At 36.8% G+C, this 17,096-nt stretch carries 16 protein-coding genes and 1 other annotated feature; of the genes, 8 read left to right on the forward strand and 8 right to left on the reverse strand.

Annotated features, from left to right (window positions below):
* The first annotated feature begins 282 nt into the window (after nucleotides 1–282).
* Both EP737_RS07545 and EP737_RS07550 read left to right on the forward strand, forming a co-directional pair.
* A complete protein-coding gene (locus EP737_RS07545; RefSeq protein ID WP_129727348.1) occupies nucleotides 283–999 on the forward strand; it encodes a vanadium-dependent haloperoxidase in 717 nt (238 codons plus the stop codon).
* 698 nt (nucleotides 1,000–1,697) lie between these two features.
* Nucleotides 1,698–2,759 (forward strand): LCP family protein, encoded by a 1,062-nt coding sequence (locus EP737_RS07550; RefSeq protein ID WP_129727349.1) that lies wholly within the window; start codon nucleotides 1,698–1,700, stop codon nucleotides 2,757–2,759.
* Nucleotides 2,760–2,994: 235 nt separating this feature from the next.
* Here EP737_RS07550 and ileS read toward each other — a convergent pair whose 3' ends face one another.
* A complete protein-coding gene (ileS, locus tag EP737_RS07555; protein WP_129727350.1) occupies nucleotides 2,995–6,090 on the reverse strand; it encodes an isoleucine--tRNA ligase in 3,096 nt (1,031 codons plus the stop codon).
* A 55-nt stretch (nucleotides 6,091–6,145) separates the two neighbouring features.
* Nucleotides 6,146–6,388: a binding site (T-box leader), on the reverse strand.
* A 771-nt stretch (nucleotides 6,389–7,159) separates the two neighbouring features.
* Here ileS and EP737_RS07565 point away from each other — a divergent pair.
* Nucleotides 7,160–8,053, forward strand: coding sequence for a DMT family transporter (locus EP737_RS07565; protein WP_129727352.1), 894 nt, complete (start codon nucleotides 7,160–7,162; stop codon nucleotides 8,051–8,053).
* 314 nt (nucleotides 8,054–8,367) lie between these two features.
* The gene (locus tag EP737_RS07570) at nucleotides 8,368–8,889 is read left to right on the forward strand and encodes a GerAB/ArcD/ProY family transporter (protein WP_129727353.1); all 522 of its coding nucleotides are present in this window, start codon (nucleotides 8,368–8,370) and stop codon (nucleotides 8,887–8,889) included.
* 287 nt (nucleotides 8,890–9,176) lie between these two features.
* Here the strand turns inward: EP737_RS07570 and EP737_RS07575 are convergent, their stop codons facing one another.
* Nucleotides 9,177–10,592, reverse strand: a complete 1,416-nt coding sequence (locus tag EP737_RS07575; RefSeq protein WP_129727354.1) for an FMN-binding glutamate synthase family protein — start codon at nucleotides 10,590–10,592, stop codon at nucleotides 9,177–9,179.
* 189 nt (nucleotides 10,593–10,781) lie between these two features.
* On the opposite strand from EP737_RS07575, the gene EP737_RS07580 reads away from it, so the two are divergent.
* The 3 genes from EP737_RS07580 (at nucleotide 10,782) to EP737_RS26855 (ending at nucleotide 12,327) form a co-directional block, all read left to right on the forward strand.
* Complete coding sequence (locus tag EP737_RS07580; RefSeq protein WP_129727355.1) at nucleotides 10,782–11,528, forward strand: YqjF family protein; 747 nt, start codon at nucleotides 10,782–10,784, stop codon at nucleotides 11,526–11,528.
* 249 nt (nucleotides 11,529–11,777) lie between these two features.
* Complete coding sequence (locus EP737_RS07585) at nucleotides 11,778–11,960, forward strand: hypothetical protein (protein ID WP_129727356.1); 183 nt, start codon at nucleotides 11,778–11,780, stop codon at nucleotides 11,958–11,960.
* Entirely contained in the window at nucleotides 11,899–12,327 is a 429-nt protein-coding gene (locus EP737_RS26855; protein ID WP_425455865.1) for a CBO0543 family protein, read from the forward strand. The genes EP737_RS07585 and EP737_RS26855 overlap by 62 nt, the downstream gene beginning before the upstream one ends.
* Before the next feature lie 72 nt (nucleotides 12,328–12,399).
* Here EP737_RS26855 and EP737_RS07590 read toward each other — a convergent pair whose 3' ends face one another.
* The 6 genes from EP737_RS07590 to EP737_RS26730 form a co-directional block, all read right to left on the reverse strand.
* Entirely contained in the window at nucleotides 12,400–12,909 is a 510-nt protein-coding gene (locus EP737_RS07590) for a DoxX family protein (protein ID WP_129727357.1), read from the reverse strand.
* Between the two features lie 286 nt (nucleotides 12,910–13,195).
* On the reverse strand, nucleotides 13,196–13,342 hold the full coding sequence (locus tag EP737_RS07595; protein WP_129727358.1) for a cation transporter dimerization domain-containing protein: 147 nt from the start codon (nucleotides 13,340–13,342) through the stop codon (nucleotides 13,196–13,198).
* Nucleotides 13,326–14,108: an MBL fold metallo-hydrolase gene (locus EP737_RS07600; protein ID WP_129727359.1), complete on the reverse strand. Its 783-nt coding sequence runs from the start codon at nucleotides 14,106–14,108 to the stop codon at nucleotides 13,326–13,328. Before EP737_RS07600 ends, EP737_RS07595 begins: the two co-directional genes overlap by 17 nt.
* Before the next feature lie 183 nt (nucleotides 14,109–14,291).
* Nucleotides 14,292–14,666 (reverse strand): nuclear transport factor 2 family protein, encoded by a 375-nt coding sequence (locus EP737_RS07605; protein WP_129727360.1) that lies wholly within the window; start codon nucleotides 14,664–14,666, stop codon nucleotides 14,292–14,294.
* 727 nt (nucleotides 14,667–15,393) lie between these two features.
* Nucleotides 15,394–15,828 carry an SRPBCC family protein gene (locus tag EP737_RS07610; RefSeq protein ID WP_129727361.1) on the reverse strand — a complete coding sequence of 145 codons (435 nt, stop codon included), beginning with the start codon at nucleotides 15,826–15,828 and terminating at the stop codon, nucleotides 15,394–15,396.
* A gap of 550 nt (nucleotides 15,829–16,378) precedes the next feature.
* Nucleotides 16,379–16,492 (reverse strand): GNAT family N-acetyltransferase, encoded by a 114-nt coding sequence (locus EP737_RS26730; protein ID WP_342044939.1) that lies wholly within the window; start codon nucleotides 16,490–16,492, stop codon nucleotides 16,379–16,381.
* 363 nt (nucleotides 16,493–16,855) lie between these two features.
* Between EP737_RS26730 and EP737_RS07620 the strand changes: the two genes are divergently transcribed.
* Nucleotides 16,856–17,050: a DUF2187 family protein gene (locus EP737_RS07620; RefSeq protein ID WP_129727362.1), complete on the forward strand. Its 195-nt coding sequence runs from the start codon at nucleotides 16,856–16,858 to the stop codon at nucleotides 17,048–17,050.
* The last annotated feature ends 46 nt before the right edge of the window (nucleotides 17,051–17,096 follow it).

Raw genomic sequence — 17,096 nt, forward strand, 5'->3', positions numbered from 1 at the left:
TTTCAAACTTCTCTAACATTACTCTTCATCAAAAACATTAAAGCGAAGGAAATTCCAGATCTTGTCCAAATATATGCAGTAAAGTTCACCAGATATCCAAGATTGAACTACCCGTCACCTACTCGCTAATGCCCTTGAGGAAGGAGCGTTCTCGCCTATTTTTGATACAATCCGTTCTTGGCAGTTATGTATAGCAAATCATACAAGCTTATAACAAACTGCTATATTTTATTACCCTTACTCATAAAGAATAAGTAGGAATAAAATAAGGGGTTGGATTTAATGAGAACAAATTATCGGAGATGGTCAGCATATCCTTACCAAGGAGAACAAACTTTACCTAAACCTTATCCAGCACCAGCAGATTTTCCAATGTTTTTTATTTTTAGAGAAAGAAACAATGAATTCCTAGATCCCTTTCGGCAGCGGATTCATTGGAAAATTCAACATCCTATTGAGATTGAGTGGGGAATAGAGTTATCTATTGTAGAACAAACATTATTATCCATAACTTCTCAACAAATACGCAGCGCACAATACTGGGGGACAGTTGAAGCAACTCAGAATATGATTCCTATGATTTTTAATTTAGCTCAAAAATACAGCCTAGGATCACCGCGTATTGCCAGAATACTTGGATATTTTCACGCTGCTGTTAATGATGCTTTTGTGATGTCATGGTATTTTAAATATCTGTGGGATGTGGCACGCCCAAATCAATATGGCAGAAACTTAGCCACTGTGTTGACTACACCACGTTTTCCATCTTACCCTTCTGCACACGCCACTGTTGCAGGATGTGCAGAATCAGTGTTAAGTTACTTTTTTCCACCAGAAGCAGTAGGAATAAAAAATATAATGGAAGAGTGTGCTTTATCACGTTTGTACGCTGGCGTACACTTTAAAGTAGATAATGATGAAGGATTGAGATTAGGCAGGCAAATCGGAGATATGGTTGTAGGTGTATTGAAGGCACAAAATCTCAATGATTCTCAATAGGATAAAGAAAGCTCGCTGCTTGGCGAGCCCTGTCCTTGGGCGAAGACAGAGGCGTAGTTGCACTTACACTTTATTCCTAAAATTTCTCGCTACGTCGAATGATCTTCCAGCTAGAACTTTATACTTTCTTAAAGTGTAAAATGATTAAACTTCCTTTCACACACAATATAGGCTAAAAGTTGTGCAAGGAACGAGTAGTATTTTTTTCGTAAAGTCAGCGAAAAAATCTCCACCCTCAACAGTTTTTTCAGCCTGGTGTGATTCTCTCACCAAGCCGACAGACAAAAAGCAAGAGGATATATGATTCACTTGTAAGATACATGTAACAATACTTGAAACGAAATATGTTATTATAATACATGCAGGAAAATTTAGAAATACAGTATACTTTCATGGCTACCAAGTCCGAAGTGAACGAGCCATTTGTCATTTTTAGATCATCGCCCAGTTTACGTATATGTGCGATGGATCTGCGGAAGACAGCCTTTTCGCTTGCGATTCTAGAAACCTGAGCGCGGAAAATGGGAAATATCATTCAGTTTATATATCAAGAATCAACAAACAGCATATCCCTTGACCTGATTAAAAAAGAGTTACAAGTAGCATAGGGTATCTGTCATTTCCATTTGGATGGTAATATTTCCGATTTAGAATGCTCATTTTTAGTTATGTATAAAATAGTAACAGGAGGATTACTAATGTCTCACAGTTTGCAACATCGCTCTAAACGAAAAAAACGCAGGAGAAGAATCGCTGTATTCTTGATACTCCCCCTTCTCTGTATTCTCATTGGGGGAATAGGTTATGCAGCGTATTTATATATAAAAGCAGAACATGTCGCGCAAGCGGCCTACAAGGAATTAGATCGCGGTAGTAAATCTAGCAAACGCCTAGAAGCGGTAAAACCCTTAGAAGACAATATTTCTATCTTAATTATGGGTGTGGATGAAAGCGAAGCACGGAAAAAGGATACAGAAGATTTTGGAGGTTCTTTCCGAACAGATGCATTACTTTTAGCTACATTAAACAAAGATGATAAATCTATTAAATTAGTAAGTATTCCTCGTGACACATATGTCTACATTCCAAGTAAGGAACGAAAAAATAAAATCGCCCATGCCTATGCATATGGTGGTGCAAACGGTACGATTCAAACCGTAGAAGACTTTTTAGATGTACCGGTTGATTATTACGTAAAAGTAAACTTCGATTCCTTTATAAAAATTGTTGATACTTTAGGCGGCATTGACATGGATGTCCCGATTTCCGTTACCGATTTTAACAGTAAAAAAAGCGGTTTTGTGACAGTGGAAAAAGGGCAGCACAAGTTGAATGGAGAACAGGCACTTGTCTTAGCAAGAGCACGTCATATTGATAACGATTTTATGCGCGGACAGCGTCAGCAGCTTATCATTGAAGCAATTGCAAAAAAAGCTCTTTCCCTTAATTCTGTTACCAAAATGGCAGATTTAATCGAGGCAGCAGGAAGTGAAATGGAGACCAACTTGACTTTTGATGATATGATCGGCGTTGTAAAAACCATGCTTGGAACACAGTTAAACATGGAAAAACTGCAGGTTAAAGATATTGATGAGTATATTGACGGCATTTATTACGCGAAGCCTGATGAACAGAGCGTAAAGGAAATCAAAGAAACTTTAAAACAACATCTTGGATTAACATCCGCCACAGATGAAGATGAAGCGACCGATGAAGCAACAGATACAATTCAACATACAGATGAAGAAGAAAACCAATAATGGTTTAAGAAACAAAAGAGGCAAATGAGAGTGATTTCATTTGCCTCTTTTCCTCTGTAAATAGGGGAATCTCACTGTTTCTACGGTAAATAGTCTTCCATTTAGTTCTAATCGATCCATTCTATGTGGTGTAGTGGATTCCTCCTCGATAATGGCTGTCGAGCTATATTTATATCCCACAGTAACTGCAAGATGATCCATATTATTGAGACTGCTTGCAGTGCTTTATATAAAACTAATATTTCAATGAAATCTTTACGGCCTCATCACCAAATTTCACTTCAATATGTTGTTTGGAATCATTTAGCATTTCAAAACTAATGTGGTGAACAAGTACGTTTTCTCTAATTAGTCCTTCAAAACGTTTAATTTTTTCTTTGCTATCATCCGCTGCTAAAATATTGATTGAAATATACCTTTCAACTGGTAAATCTAATTTTTTACGAGTATCTTGTATAGACCTAATTAATTCTCTAACTTGACCTTCATCCACTAGTTGGGGTGTGAGTTTTAAATCTAATATCACCTTTAATTGCTGATCGCCAGCCATCTCAAAGCCGGATGTAACTAGATATTCAACATTTATGTGTTCTTTCTGTAATGTTACCGTGTGTCCCTTTACATCGATTTGTAGTTGCCCATTATATAATAATGACTTCTTCTCGGTATCAGGGATATGATCAATATATTCTTTTACTGCGTTGACCAACTTACCGAATGCAGCACCCGCAGTTTTAAAATTCAATTTAAAGACAGTTGATTCATACTGGGATAAATCTTGTGTATAAACAACATCCTTAACATTTAGTTCGTCTTTAATGATACCTGTATAAGCTTCTAAAAGACGTTCTCCTTCACTGCGCCATACAATTATTTGCTGTAAAGGCTGCTTAACTTTCAAGTTTTTAGCATTACGAATACTACGTCCGAGTTCCACTATCTTTAGAATTGTTTGCATGTCTGCCTCTAAATTAGGATTAACCATTGAATCATGACATCTTGGATAGTCTTGCAAATGAACACTATCTTGATGTAGCTTCAAATGGATATCTTCTGCCACATAGGGTACAAAAGGAGCTAACAAGTGACTGATCGTAGTAAGTGTCTCAAAAAGTGTTGAATAGGCAGCTCGTTTATCCTCTGAAAGTCCAGAAGCCCAAAAGCGGTTTCTAGATCTTCGTACATACCAATTGCTCAGTTCATCAATTAATGCGGCGATTTCGCGTGTTGCTTGAGTAAATTGATAGCGATCCATATAGCCAGTAACGAGCTTGATTGTACTATGCAGACGTGAAAGTATCCACTTATCTAAGAGTGTTCTCTTACCTGTTTGCTGCTTATCATAAACAAATCCATCAATTTTCGCATACATGGCATAAAACTTATAAGTGTTTTCTAATGTGTCGATTAATTTTGATTTGGCATCCTGCACAATCTTTTTTGAAAAACGTTTCGGATTCCATGGTGAACTATCAACTAAAAATGCCCAACGAAGTGCATCTGCACCATATTCTTTCATAAGTTCCATAGGGTCCAAAGCATTCCCCTTACTTTTAGACATTTTTTGACCATGTTCATCAAGCACGTGTCCAAGAGACAAAACGCTTTTATATGGTGGTTTACCTGTGAATAGGGTCGAAACAGCAAGCAGGCTGTAAAAAAAACCTCTTGTCTGGTCAATTCCCTCAATTATGACATCTGCGGGGAATTGTGATTCAAATTTATCTTTATTTTCCAATGGATAATGATATTGTGCAAATGGCATAGAGCCACTATCAAACCAAACATCAATGACTTCAGGTGTTCGTTGCATAACGCCCTTACATTCTGGACAAGTACACTGTACTTCATCAATATAGGGCTTGTGCAACTCTATATCCTTTGCTATCGGAGTTGTCGCTAATTTTTGTAGCTCCTGGATACTGCTAGGCGATTCTTCGTGATGACAATTAGAACATATCCAAACATTTAAAGGTGTACCCCAGTATCGGTTCCTACTTATATTCCAATCAATGAGATTTTCAAGAAAATTACCAAACCGGCCATCCTTAATATGATTTGGATACCAATCAACAGTTGCATTGTTTGCAAGCATTTTATCTTTTAAAGACACCATCTTAATAAACCAGCTATCTGTTGCGTAGTAAAGCAAAGGAGAGTCACATCTCCAGCAATGCGGGTAGCTATGCTCATATTTTTCTTTATAAAAAAGTGTGCCTTGTTCAGAAAGCATTTTAATAATGTCTACGTCACAATCCTTCACAAACCTTCCCGAAAGTTCGGTAACATCGGCTGTGTAACGTCCTTGTTGATCAACTACATTAATAAAGGATAAACCATTCTGTTGAACAGTTTTATAGTCATCCTCCCCGTAAGCAGGAGCAATATGAACAATACCTGTTCCACTATCTTCTGTAACATAGTCTGCTAATACTACATAATGTCCTTTCTCAACAGTCACATAATGGAATGGTGGGGAATAATGTACTCCTTCAAATTCATGACCACTATGTTCACTTAATACATTTACATTATCACCAAGTACTTTTTCTACTAAGGATTTTGCAACAATATAAACCTTATTCTGTTTTTGTACACGAACATACGTTAAAGTTGGATTCATAGCAAGGGCAACGTTGGCAGGCAATGTCCATGGTGTTGTTGTCCAACCTAAGAAATATTCTTCCTCTGCATCAAGACGTTTAAATTTTACAGTAGCCGATAAATCTTTTACATCTTTGTAGCCTTGTGCTACTTCGTGCGAGCTTAAAGTGGTTTGACAGCTAGGGCAGTATGGCGATACGCGGTGGCCTTTATACAATAGGTCATCTTTGTGAACCTTGCTCAAAATATTCCATACACTTTCAATATAATCATTACTTAACGTCAAATAAGGACTGTCCATATCTACCCAATAACCTAATTCTTCTGTAAATGAACGCCATTTCTTCTCGTAGGTAAATACGCTCTCCTTACATTTGTTGATAAAAGGCTCCACACCATAATGTTCAATGTCTTGTTTCCCCGAAATACCAAGTTGTTTCTCAACACCAAGCTCGACAGGAAGACCATGTGTATCCCAGCCAGCCTTTCTCTCCACTTGAAAGCCTCTCATGGTTTTATAGCGTGCTACAACATCCTTAATTGTTCGCCCAAAAGCATGGCCTACATGGGGTAGACCATTCGCAGTGGGTGGTCCTTCATAAAACACAAAAGGTGTCTTTCCTTCTCTTAATTGAACAGATTGTCTAAATGTTTTTTCTTCTGTCCAATAATTACGTATACGGTCCTCACGCTGCCCAACACTTTCCTTACTCTCGTTAACGTTCATAGATATCGCTCCCTATACAAAAATGTACAAAAACATACAAAAAACCCCGTCCCAAGCAAGGGACGGGGTTAACCGCGATACCACCCTAATTCTATTGATTCCATCAATAGCACTTAGCAACGTACAATCATACGTGTTCCTTGTAACGGTAGACACCCGGCTAGACTTACTCTAAGATTTATTCAGTCCAGCTTCTCAGAGAGGATTTTCACGTAACACTCGAACACTGACTTGCACCGGAATGTCAGCTCTCTGTGGATCAAGACGAAACGCTACTCTTTCTCATCAATGAATTTGTATGCTTTTATTGGAATTAATTGTAACAGTCATAAAAGTAACTGTCAAATAATTCCTTAAAGTGATAAACATTATAAAAACGTATTGAGGTCCTGACGCATGCCCATCAAGATAATCATGTGTCTCCTATACGAGGAATACGTTATTCTTTTCGTAGAATCATTGAAAAGGATGGCGTTTTTTCATGGATATTTCACTCTCAAAGGAATTACAGCTCCTTTCTCAAGAACTATATCGTCATTTATCTCCTCAGACTCTTGAAAAAGTGGCAAAAGACACAGATTTTGTCCGACAAACCAGTGTAAGTATGGCGGGCAAGATCTTGCTTGGTATCATTATGTGTCTGGCTCAGTCAAGATGTCGCATCTGCCCCTCTCAATGATTGCTGAATATCACTATTAAAACATGGTTATCAACATTTAAATGGGAACTTCAAGCAAAGCCCCCTTTCGTTGCGGAAGATATTACACTCCTCCTTAAGAAGGTACTTTCCCAGAAGTTTAATAAAACCACTATTTATAAAAATATCCAATTCAAAAAATGATATCGTACTGTATAATTGATACTAATCGTTCTTTAAGTACTATATTTGAATAAAAAATTAACACAAACAGGAGATTCATTATGCCATTATCATATATAAATCCATACGTTAGAAAGCCTGTTTCAACATCACCGCCACCACCGATTACTCCTTTAAACTCGCTTATATTTACAACAGATTAAGAATCTGCGAAATATAAGCTGTTTCGCAGGTTCGAAGGAGTAGACGATGAAATCTAACATTCAGTTTATATTATCAATGATTATTTTCGGTACAATTGGTTTAATTGTAAGATACATTGATTTATCTTCGAGCGAAACGGCTTTACTAAGTAGTTCAATCGGATGTCTATTTTTAGTGTTCGTATTTTTTGTAATGAAAAAATCCATCCCATGGAAATTAGTGAAAGCTAATGCTTTCGTCTTATTTCTCTCTGGTATTGCATTAGGAGGGAATTGGCTTTTTCTGTATCAATCCTACGATTATACAACAGTCACTAACGCAACATTAGCGTATTACTTTGCACCTGTGTTTGTCATGATTCTCTCACCAATTATCCTTAATGAACAATTATCTATCAAAAAGATTGTTTGTATTGGTGTAGCGATATTAGGTATGTTATTGATTGTTGGAAATGGCATACGTGCATCTGGAAAAGGTGATCTGCTTGGGATCTTTTTTGGATTAATTGCAGCTGCATTTTACGCTGCATTAATGCTATTAAATAAATTTATTCAAAACATGGCCAAGTTAGAGATTACCATCATCCAACTTGGAACAACCGCTTTACTTCTCTTGCCATATGTACTTTTTACGGAGGGATTCGGTATCTTGGAAGTATCAAGATCATCTATTCCCTTTATTGTGCTGTTAGGGGTTATTAACACTGGTATTGGATTTTGGTTATTTTTCTCGGGTATGCAAGGGCTAAAGGGACAGAGTATTGCTATGCTAAGCTATGTAGATCCATTTGTAGCTATACTGATTTCAGGAGTAATCTTACAAGAGCAAATGACTATTATTCAAATGCTAGGTGGTGTACTCCTTTTGGGCTCTACATTTGTTAGTGAAACTAACTTTATTAGGTTATCAAAACAGAACACAAAAATTTTATCAAAATAGGGAATAAGAGCAGTGGGTCATTGTTACCACTGCTCTTATTTTATGTTATCTAAAAAGCTACAGTTACCCTATGTGCAAATGAGGAAGCTAATCTCATTTAACCCGCTTAAAAAATGCTTCCTCTAAGCAAGAGAGTGCTTCGTCTCTTGTATAATATTGGGTTTGTTACTCCACTATATAATACAAAGATAACAAAATGAATGTTAGTTCTTATCGGCTTCATTGTGTATCTTACACACTTTAACAGGTTTGAGGAAGCATATATCGCAAACTGGTTGTTCAGAAAAGGCTAAGGAAAATAGAGGGATGTAGAAATGAATCAGTATTTTTATTATTTGATAATCGTAAACATGGTAGCAAATATTGTGGCATGCGTTCCGAAAATTTTATTAGAAGCTAGAACAAAGGGAGCAATTGTTTCCATGATTCTCGCCCTCATTATGGGTTCTATAGTTACTTATATAATAGCCTATTTTTTTAACAAATTCCCTGGTAAAGGACTGCCTGAACTACTAAAAGAGTACACTTCGAAATGGATTGCAATTCCACTTCTTATGCTGCTTACAGTTGGCTGGTTTTCAGCAGGATTAACAACTCTTATTAACTATTCCTTTTTACTAAAAAGATTTTTAACTCCAGATATGCCTTTACAATGGATCATTTCCATTTTTCTATGCTTTATTTCATTTGGCATATTAATGAGTTCCAAAAGTGTGTTATATACGGTTGAAGCCGTTCTGGTGTTCAACATTCCGCTGGTAGTCCTTATTATGACAAAAGCGTATACAAGCGAAGGCATGGAAAGAACGGAACCTTACGTCCTATCTATTTGTTAGTGTGCTCTGGTTAATTAGTTTGCAAGGAGCCGCCTACCTAACAGAATATCAGGTCACCTTGTATACAAGCTATTTTTTTAACCGCTTGCCGGCTTGTCTTATCGCTCTTGTTCTCGTATTATGGTTCATAAACAGAAGGGCAAAGGTATAAATTTACACTTTAAGAAAGTATAAATTTCTAGCTAGATGCCAATTCGACGTAGCGAGAAATTTTAGGAATAAAGTATAAGTAGGGCTACGCCTCTGTCTTCGCCCAAGAGCGGGGCTTGCCAATCGGCGAGTTTTCTTTATATATCGTCTTTTTGTTTGTCTTCCCATGGTTCAAAGGAAAATGGAATTCCAATCATTTTAGCAGTCAATTCATCATAAGACACTAAATCTTTTTTTGACAACTCTTTTAAAGAACGTTTTCCCATTGCTCTTAATGCCATTTTCATTTCTTCTATGCTTGCTGTTAAGAATTTCTCGGCTGATTTTACCCCTTCTTCAATCTTAAATTGATCCTTGAATTTCCCTTGATTCCAAACAACTTGTGTAGGCGGTTCAAACGGAAGGGAATTCAATGATTGAGAATGTGCGACGGTAAATAACATAGCAGAACCTACATACACTGCATCAGCCCCGAGTGCAAGCACTTTTAAAAAGTGTCCAGGTACTAGCAACCCGCCAGAGGCAATTAAACTAATTTGTCCCTTCATGTTTCTCTTTTCTAGATGATTAGCAGCCCTGACAATCGCATGCAGGGTTGGGATTCCAACGTCATCAGATAAAATAGGTGGTGCACCGAGTGTGGCAGCTTGTCCCCCGTCTACCGCAATATAATCAACACCAATATCAATTAAATGATCAATATCTTCTTCAATTTTCCCGCCAGCTCCTATTTTGGCCCCAATAGGAACTCCGCCAGACATCTCCCGAAGTGCTTCAACAAGTTCTTTCAAATCCGTTAAGGTTTGGTTCTCAAAAAAATTATCATAAATCACGGCATCCTCGTTTTCCTTTAGTCCCATCACTTCACGGGCACGGCCTGTTAAATTTTTAGGAGAAATTTTCCCTCCCGTTCCTGCCAATGCGCCTTGTCCAAGTTTAATTTCAATCATATCGGCCCGCTTAAATAATTCTTCCTCCCTTGACCAATCTGTTTTTGAAAACTGTAAAATATACTTTCCAGCTTGGTTTAATTCTTCAGGTAAGACTCCGCCTTCCCCAGAGTTAATCGCTGTTCCAACATTATGAGCTGCTTCTGCTAATGAAAGCCTAACTTCTTCACTGAGTGCAATCCCATAGGCCATCCCGCTAATCATAAGTGGAATTTTTATTTTCATTGGTTTTTTTGCCTTTGGCCCAATGGTAACGGCAACATCTACATCTTCCTCACCATCAATCGGAAATGGTGAGGTTTGCGCGGGAATAAAAGTAATTGGGTCCAAATGCGGCCATTTTTTGGAAGATCCCAGCGGACGATGAAGGACATCTCCTGTTTCTGCACGTAAGCTATTTTCCAGCATATTTTGGATGCCCATATGCCGAAGTCCTGGCATCAATTCCATCAAATTTTCCTGATAACTGTCAGTTAAAAGGATTTTCCCCATTTGTTTCACTATTCGTTTCATGATCCAACGCCAACCAAGAAGTATGAATAAAAACGAGGCAAATATAATTGCCATCATTATAAAGGTCAAATAATAAAAAATGTTCGACATATTTATTGCTCCATATTCAGCATATTTTCAATAAGGAATTCTACCTCTCTTATTTTATCCAAAAAAAGGTAAAACATATAAATATCAAGGTAATGCTTTGAAAATAGCTGAGCTTTTTTGTATTCCTAATCGTATTAAATTTTCATTTTCCACCAAACTATGGACATATAAAAACTGGGGGCTGATTTCATGAATATAATGAATGATATTGCTCATCGTTCTTGGCCATTACCTTCGAAATATTGGATTATGCGACAAACTTGGAGAAATTTATTATTTTTGCATTGGCCTATTCCACTTGAAAAACTACGGCCACATATTCCTTCTCCTTTACAAATTGACACCTTTAATGGCTCCGCATGGTTAGGCGTCATTTTATTCGTTTTAGAGGGGATCTATCCCCGTGGAATATCAGCTGTTTCCCTAACCCCTAAATTTCCAGAAATCAATGTAAGGACATATGTTACATACGAGGGCAAACCCGGTATTTATTTTATGTCTATTGATGTGGAGAACTGGGCTTCCTTAAAAATTGCAAAGAGATGGTATCGTTTGCCCTATCATTCAGCGCAAATTTCTTTTCAAAAAGAAGGACAAACCTTTCATTTCCATAGTACTCGAAAAGGAAACGCGAATACTCCTATATCATTTAAGGGCAAATATGCTCCCGTATCGGAAATTTATTTTCCGAAAAAAGGAACGGTGGACCATTGGCTTACTGAGCGATATTGTCTCTATAGTTCGAGTGACGGAGTCAACATCTATTGTGGGGAAATACACCATCGGCCTTGGCCGTTACAAAAAGCAGCGATAGAAATAGTTAGGAACACCCTTTTTACAGCTTTTCATTTTGACCTTTCTGAAGTAAAACCAATCGCTCATTTCTCCACAGGTGTGGATTCACTAATGTGGAACATTAAGAAGGAATTCAACTGAGGCACAAGCCCAAGGAAAGCATGCGATTCCAAATAGTGACGCTTATAATTATGCAGAAACCATTTGGTATTAATAGTGAAATAGATTTTATTGGCTGACCTTTATAAGAGGTCAGTTTTCTTTTTGAGAATTCACGTTATATTTATACACAAAATCCCCTAATAGCTTAAATTTAATATAGTATTGGAGCTCTCATTTTTTAAACTACGTCGTTTTCCATAAATAAACTTTTTTCCAGGTGGAATAATAATGATATGGATAAACAATGAGGTGTTATATGCGATTATTTATGTGGTTACTATGGGGCTTCGCTGCTTGGAAGTGGGGAGATTGGAGAAATTGGCAAAAGTACCAAGCTACCATCCTTTATATGATATACTTCAATGCGATCTACGGATTATTATGTTACAACCATCTTATGTGGAAGTTTGAATATGATAGATCTGTTCCCTTTCTTATCAATCATACATTGATTTCTATTGGAATGGGTCTACTTCTGTACCCATCCATTATTTTAATTTTCCTCGGAAGATACCCAAATGGGAATTGGAAAAAAAAGTTAAGCTGGCAACTCCTATTTGTTTTTTTGTTTTCACTTGCTGAATTTATTATGTTTAAAGCCGGTAAGATTACTTATTATAATGGTTGGTCTTTGGGCTGGAGTATCATTTTTAATCTAAATACTTTTTTCATGCTTATTCTTCACTATAAACGCCCGTTACTAACATGGATACTCTCTATATTTTGTGTTATTTTTTATGTTTATTATTTTAAAGTGCCATTGGGTCAATTGAAATAATAAAAAAACATCCCTTTAGATAACCATATCCAAAGGGGTAAAACAGTGGTTTTTAAGGTGTATGTATGAATATTAAGCAGCATCTGTTTTTTTATTGGTTTTGTTGGCAAATAGCTTTTCTTTAAGAATTGGCATAATCATACCATCTGCTCCATATCGTCCTGCATTCATCGCAGAAACGAGGATAAACACAGATAATAAAGCGAGTTGTGGATTCGTACTCGTCGTACCGCTAAACATATAAGAAAAATTCATCATCATTCCAAAAAAAACTGCTGTTTTTGTGAAACAACCAATTAACAGACCGATTCCGACGAGAAATTCTCCATAAGGAATTAAAGTATTGAATACATCCACATTAGGGATGGCTACATTTTTCAAAAATACAGCCCACCATCCTTGAACAAGTGGATGCTCTCCAGTTGCTTTTGCTACTGCTCCTTGTAAAAAGCCAGAAGCATCAAAGTTTCCACCTGCTATTTTCCCCCAACCAGCTACTAGCCACGTATACCCAACATATACCCGCAACACCGCCAAGAGTATAGAGATACGCTTATCCCGTCTTAAAAAATTAATAAACATAATATTCCTCCTAATTAGGTAAGATAATAAATTCCAATAGTTAGAATAACATTTATGATAATGATTTTCATTATCATAAATGTTAATTTTTTGTAAAAAAATATGAATATATAAAATAAAAATGAATATTGTACACAGAGCAAATTAATCTAGATTACTGAATTCAGCGTATTTTGGAAACTACCAAAAGCCCTCCAGTTAAGCTGATTTGGAGGGCTTTTGTGTCTCTATAATTTATCTTGCCAGTGTTTCATGTATTATAAGGCAAGTAACGCTATACCAATCTTTAATGTGGTTCTACATGAACATCATACACATCATGTTTGCGAGATAAGGCATTTTCCACTTGTGTAAAAATATCATGAGCATTCCGTATATCCAAATTAGGACTTACAAGGATAATAACATCTACGACATCACACCGGTAAGTCAATTTTTAAACCATCATAAGCAAATGACACACCTTCAGGCAGAAGCAGTTCATAATGAGGAATATCGATTTGATGTGAAAGATGAGTCAATATCATTTGCTTTGCCTTTAGTTTTTCTTTCAACTCCAATGCTTCTAAAACATCATAAACAGATCTTCTGGCTTTATCCTGCTTTTCTTCCCAATAAGACGTCCCTAAGATAAGTAAATCCAAATCATAAAAAGGACGCCATTGCTCTTCAGATACTTGAAAAGAATCTGGCATATACGCCCACTTCTTATTGTTTTCTCCTTTAAATAAAATCGCATAAGAGTAACCGTTGAAGCCATGGTTTACTTTATGAAAAGAAATGTTGGCATTGCCAGCATTCCATGTATCCGCTGATATGAATGAGAATCCTTTCCTATGGAATTGGTAAGAAAAGCGTTGTTCCAAAGCATCCATCACATCAGGTGGACTAACTATTTGGGCTGTTCCTTGCCCATTCCAGAAGCATAGGTCCGCAAAATCACCGAGACCGTCGACATGATCATGATGCGCATGTGTAATCAATACAAGAGGGGGAATTCTCTTGTTGTTATAGGTTATAAATTGCTCTTGGAAATCGGGGGAAATATCGATCAAGATTTCTTGTTCCTGCATCTGTAAATATACGCTTGGCCGCTTTCGTTTATTTTTGCTTTCAGTCTGTGCACAGACACTGCAGCTGCACAGCATTCTCGGTACGCCCTGAGCGTCGCTTGTCCCGTAAAAAACCAATGTTGACATCATCATCATCCTTTATTGCTTTATGAATTATCTACAGGTCTTGAAGTTGTGAATACTAAAAATTAATAGCATAAAAACTCATTTGCAAGTTATTATTGCAAATGAGTTTTCTATCACAGGCTGACATCTAGCTTTGTTTTAATTAAAAAAATGCCCCCGTTAGTATAACAATAATATCCTACATCAGAACATGCCATTCTCATTGGGAGAGTTCTCCGGTATAGGCTGACCCACATCCCAGAGTTCGACGATGAGGTCGTTATGAAAGCGGAAGACATGGAGCACAGCTCCCCCAAGGTCATCTTGCTTTTGCTTTACATGGGAGTGAACCGCAACGATATCCCCTTCTTCGATGACACGCTTTACTTCAAGGGTTTTGTAAGGATTCTTGGCGGCGTTCTCTTCCATTGCGAGCATAAGAGAGTCAGCATCTCCAGGGAAAAAGGGGTTATGATGGCGGAAATCTGGACCAATGTACCTACGGTATGCTTCACGCACTTCCCCTGACGCAACCAGTTGCAAAAATGACACTGCCATCTCTTTTAGAGAATTCTTCATTGCAAACCATCCTTTCTTCACCTCGTTATGTAATTAATCTAACTAGCTTTTTAAGCTACAAGCTTCTACTTTACGCAAAACTAATTGTTAGTTAACATTATATATCCAATTTGTTGATATCACTAACTTAAATGGTATCTATTTGTGTAACCAGCCATTAAACTAATTGTCCGTTGAAGAACAGACTACCTGAAAAAGAGAATTAGACAAATGAGACATATTTGGATTGTATCTCATTCAGTTGAATCTAAGAAATTGTAATTTAGAATTCCAACATAAAGAAAACTCGCCGATTGGCGAGCTTTGCTCTTGAGCGAAGACAAAGGTGTAGTTGCCCTTATACTGTATTCCTCTAAAATTTCCGACTACGTCGAATTCACTTCTAGCTGGAAATTTATCCTTTCCTACAGTGTAAACAAGCGATTGCTTTATCTAACAATCGTACTCTGTTGAAGAAAAACAAGAAAAGCACCCGCAATATTGTGTTTTATTTGCGGATTACGGTATTCCGCTTACGGTCTGGTAATATACTTTTTTATACCTCTTGACGTATAATCTCTAAACTTTAATTTTGTTAGCATAAAAATCTTCCAAAAAGGAAGATTTAAAATTAACAGATTTTCCGGAAAGAAGTCCCCTTGTGGGAAAAACCTGCTAACGTTTAAGTGGTGGGTGGTTGAAAATTAACTATTTAGTATACTACCCAACATGCATGTCTGATTCATTTTTAGATTTCCTGAGAAAGTTCGCTATACTTTTTAAAATTGTCTAGAAACGCCTGCCAGCCTGCTTGTTGCTGCTCAATGGAATGGGTGGCTTCTGCTTCAAAAGCTTCAATTACCTTAGTGTCGTTTTCTTGACTAATAAAAGTAACCGTAACTTTTCTTCCATCTCCAAGAGTGTAAGAAATCAATTCGTTTATTCTAACTTCATCATAAACTCCACCAAAATCAAATCCAAAGCTTCCATCCTTTGCTTCCATTCGTGTAAGGAATTTTCCGCCAACCCTTAAATCATTTTCGGCATTTGGTGCATGCCAATCATCAGAAGCAAAGGACCATTTCGTTATATGCTGTGGTTCTGTCCAATATTCCCACACTTTATTAACTGGTGCATGAACTGTGGTTTCTACCGTTATTGTTACTTTTTCACCTGTTTCCATTTCCAATACCACCTCGCTATATTTAATTTACATTTATCCCCGGGGTCTCGCCCGTTAATTAAACAAGATACACGCGTGTAAAACTTTTTTACTCTGATTCAACACATGATTCTGAGATCTCCTTCCAGCCATACGCAACATCCTCTACTACGGTTCCTCCAAACGTACTAGTCCTATGAATATATTCTTTTCCTGGTTCAAAAAACTTACCAAAAGTTATTGTTACGCACGAAACTAGAAGTTTTCTATCTTTTTTATTGCTTGTAGCCGTGTCCGTTTCACCCCCCTTCCATACAGAACGTATGTTCTGTCATAAGGTATATACTAACAAAAAAACAAGTTGAGTTCAATAGGGAATTTAACTCGTTTTGCATGTATTTTTACATGTAGGATTCAATCATTTTAAATAACTTTCGGTCATTTTTTAGAAGCTGTTATAACCTCCCATATGTTCATAAAAACCATGTCCAGATTTATTCTGTTTCATTATCCAAACTATCATAGAACAAATACCTTTTTCTTTAAAATGCTTAGCATTAGCTGAAACAAGCTACCTACCAACACCTAATCCTCTACATTCCTGTAAGAGATAAAGCGAATATAGTTCTCCAGCAAAATTCTTCTCATCCATACTTTTACCTGATGCAAAACCTATAAGAGACATAAGTTAAAAACCTTTCTAGGCTGAAGTAAATGCAACAATAAGGGTTTCTCCCATTTTGCCGTAATCTCCTCCTGCCCTTTTACATTACACTCGGTACTTATAAACTTTTTTCTCTGTTGTTAAACTGTTATTCTTCATTAACTAAACTGTAAACAAGTTATGATATGTTAGAACTACAAGGTGTTCTCCAGCAAAAAGGCGGCAATCCTTTATAAAAAAAGGGTAAAACGACACAACAATAAAACTATTTAAATTTAGCAATATATTGTTAAATTTTGTGTACTATATCTTCACCCATTGCAAGAAGAAAAAAATCAAACAATAACAATCTAGAAAATGTACTTGTTTAAGTGGAGGGAAACAATGATACTAAACGTAGAAAAGATAGCACAAATAGGAGATCATATTCTTTTTAAGGATGGAATCAAAGGGATCGTAGAGAAAATCAATAAAAATTCGGTTATTGTAAATGTAACCGAAAATAAGACAGAATGGGAGTTTGAGGGAAATAGAACAGTTGTAGCACATAAAAATTATAAGGTTATTGATTATGCGTGAAGTGAAAAAATGCCTCCGGTAAAGCGATTCGGAGGCATTTTTTTCT

Origin of the sequence: Ectobacillus funiculus (assembly GCF_004138295.1) — a bacterium.
GTDB lineage: Bacteria > Bacillota > Bacilli > Bacillales > Bacillaceae_G > Ectobacillus > Ectobacillus funiculus.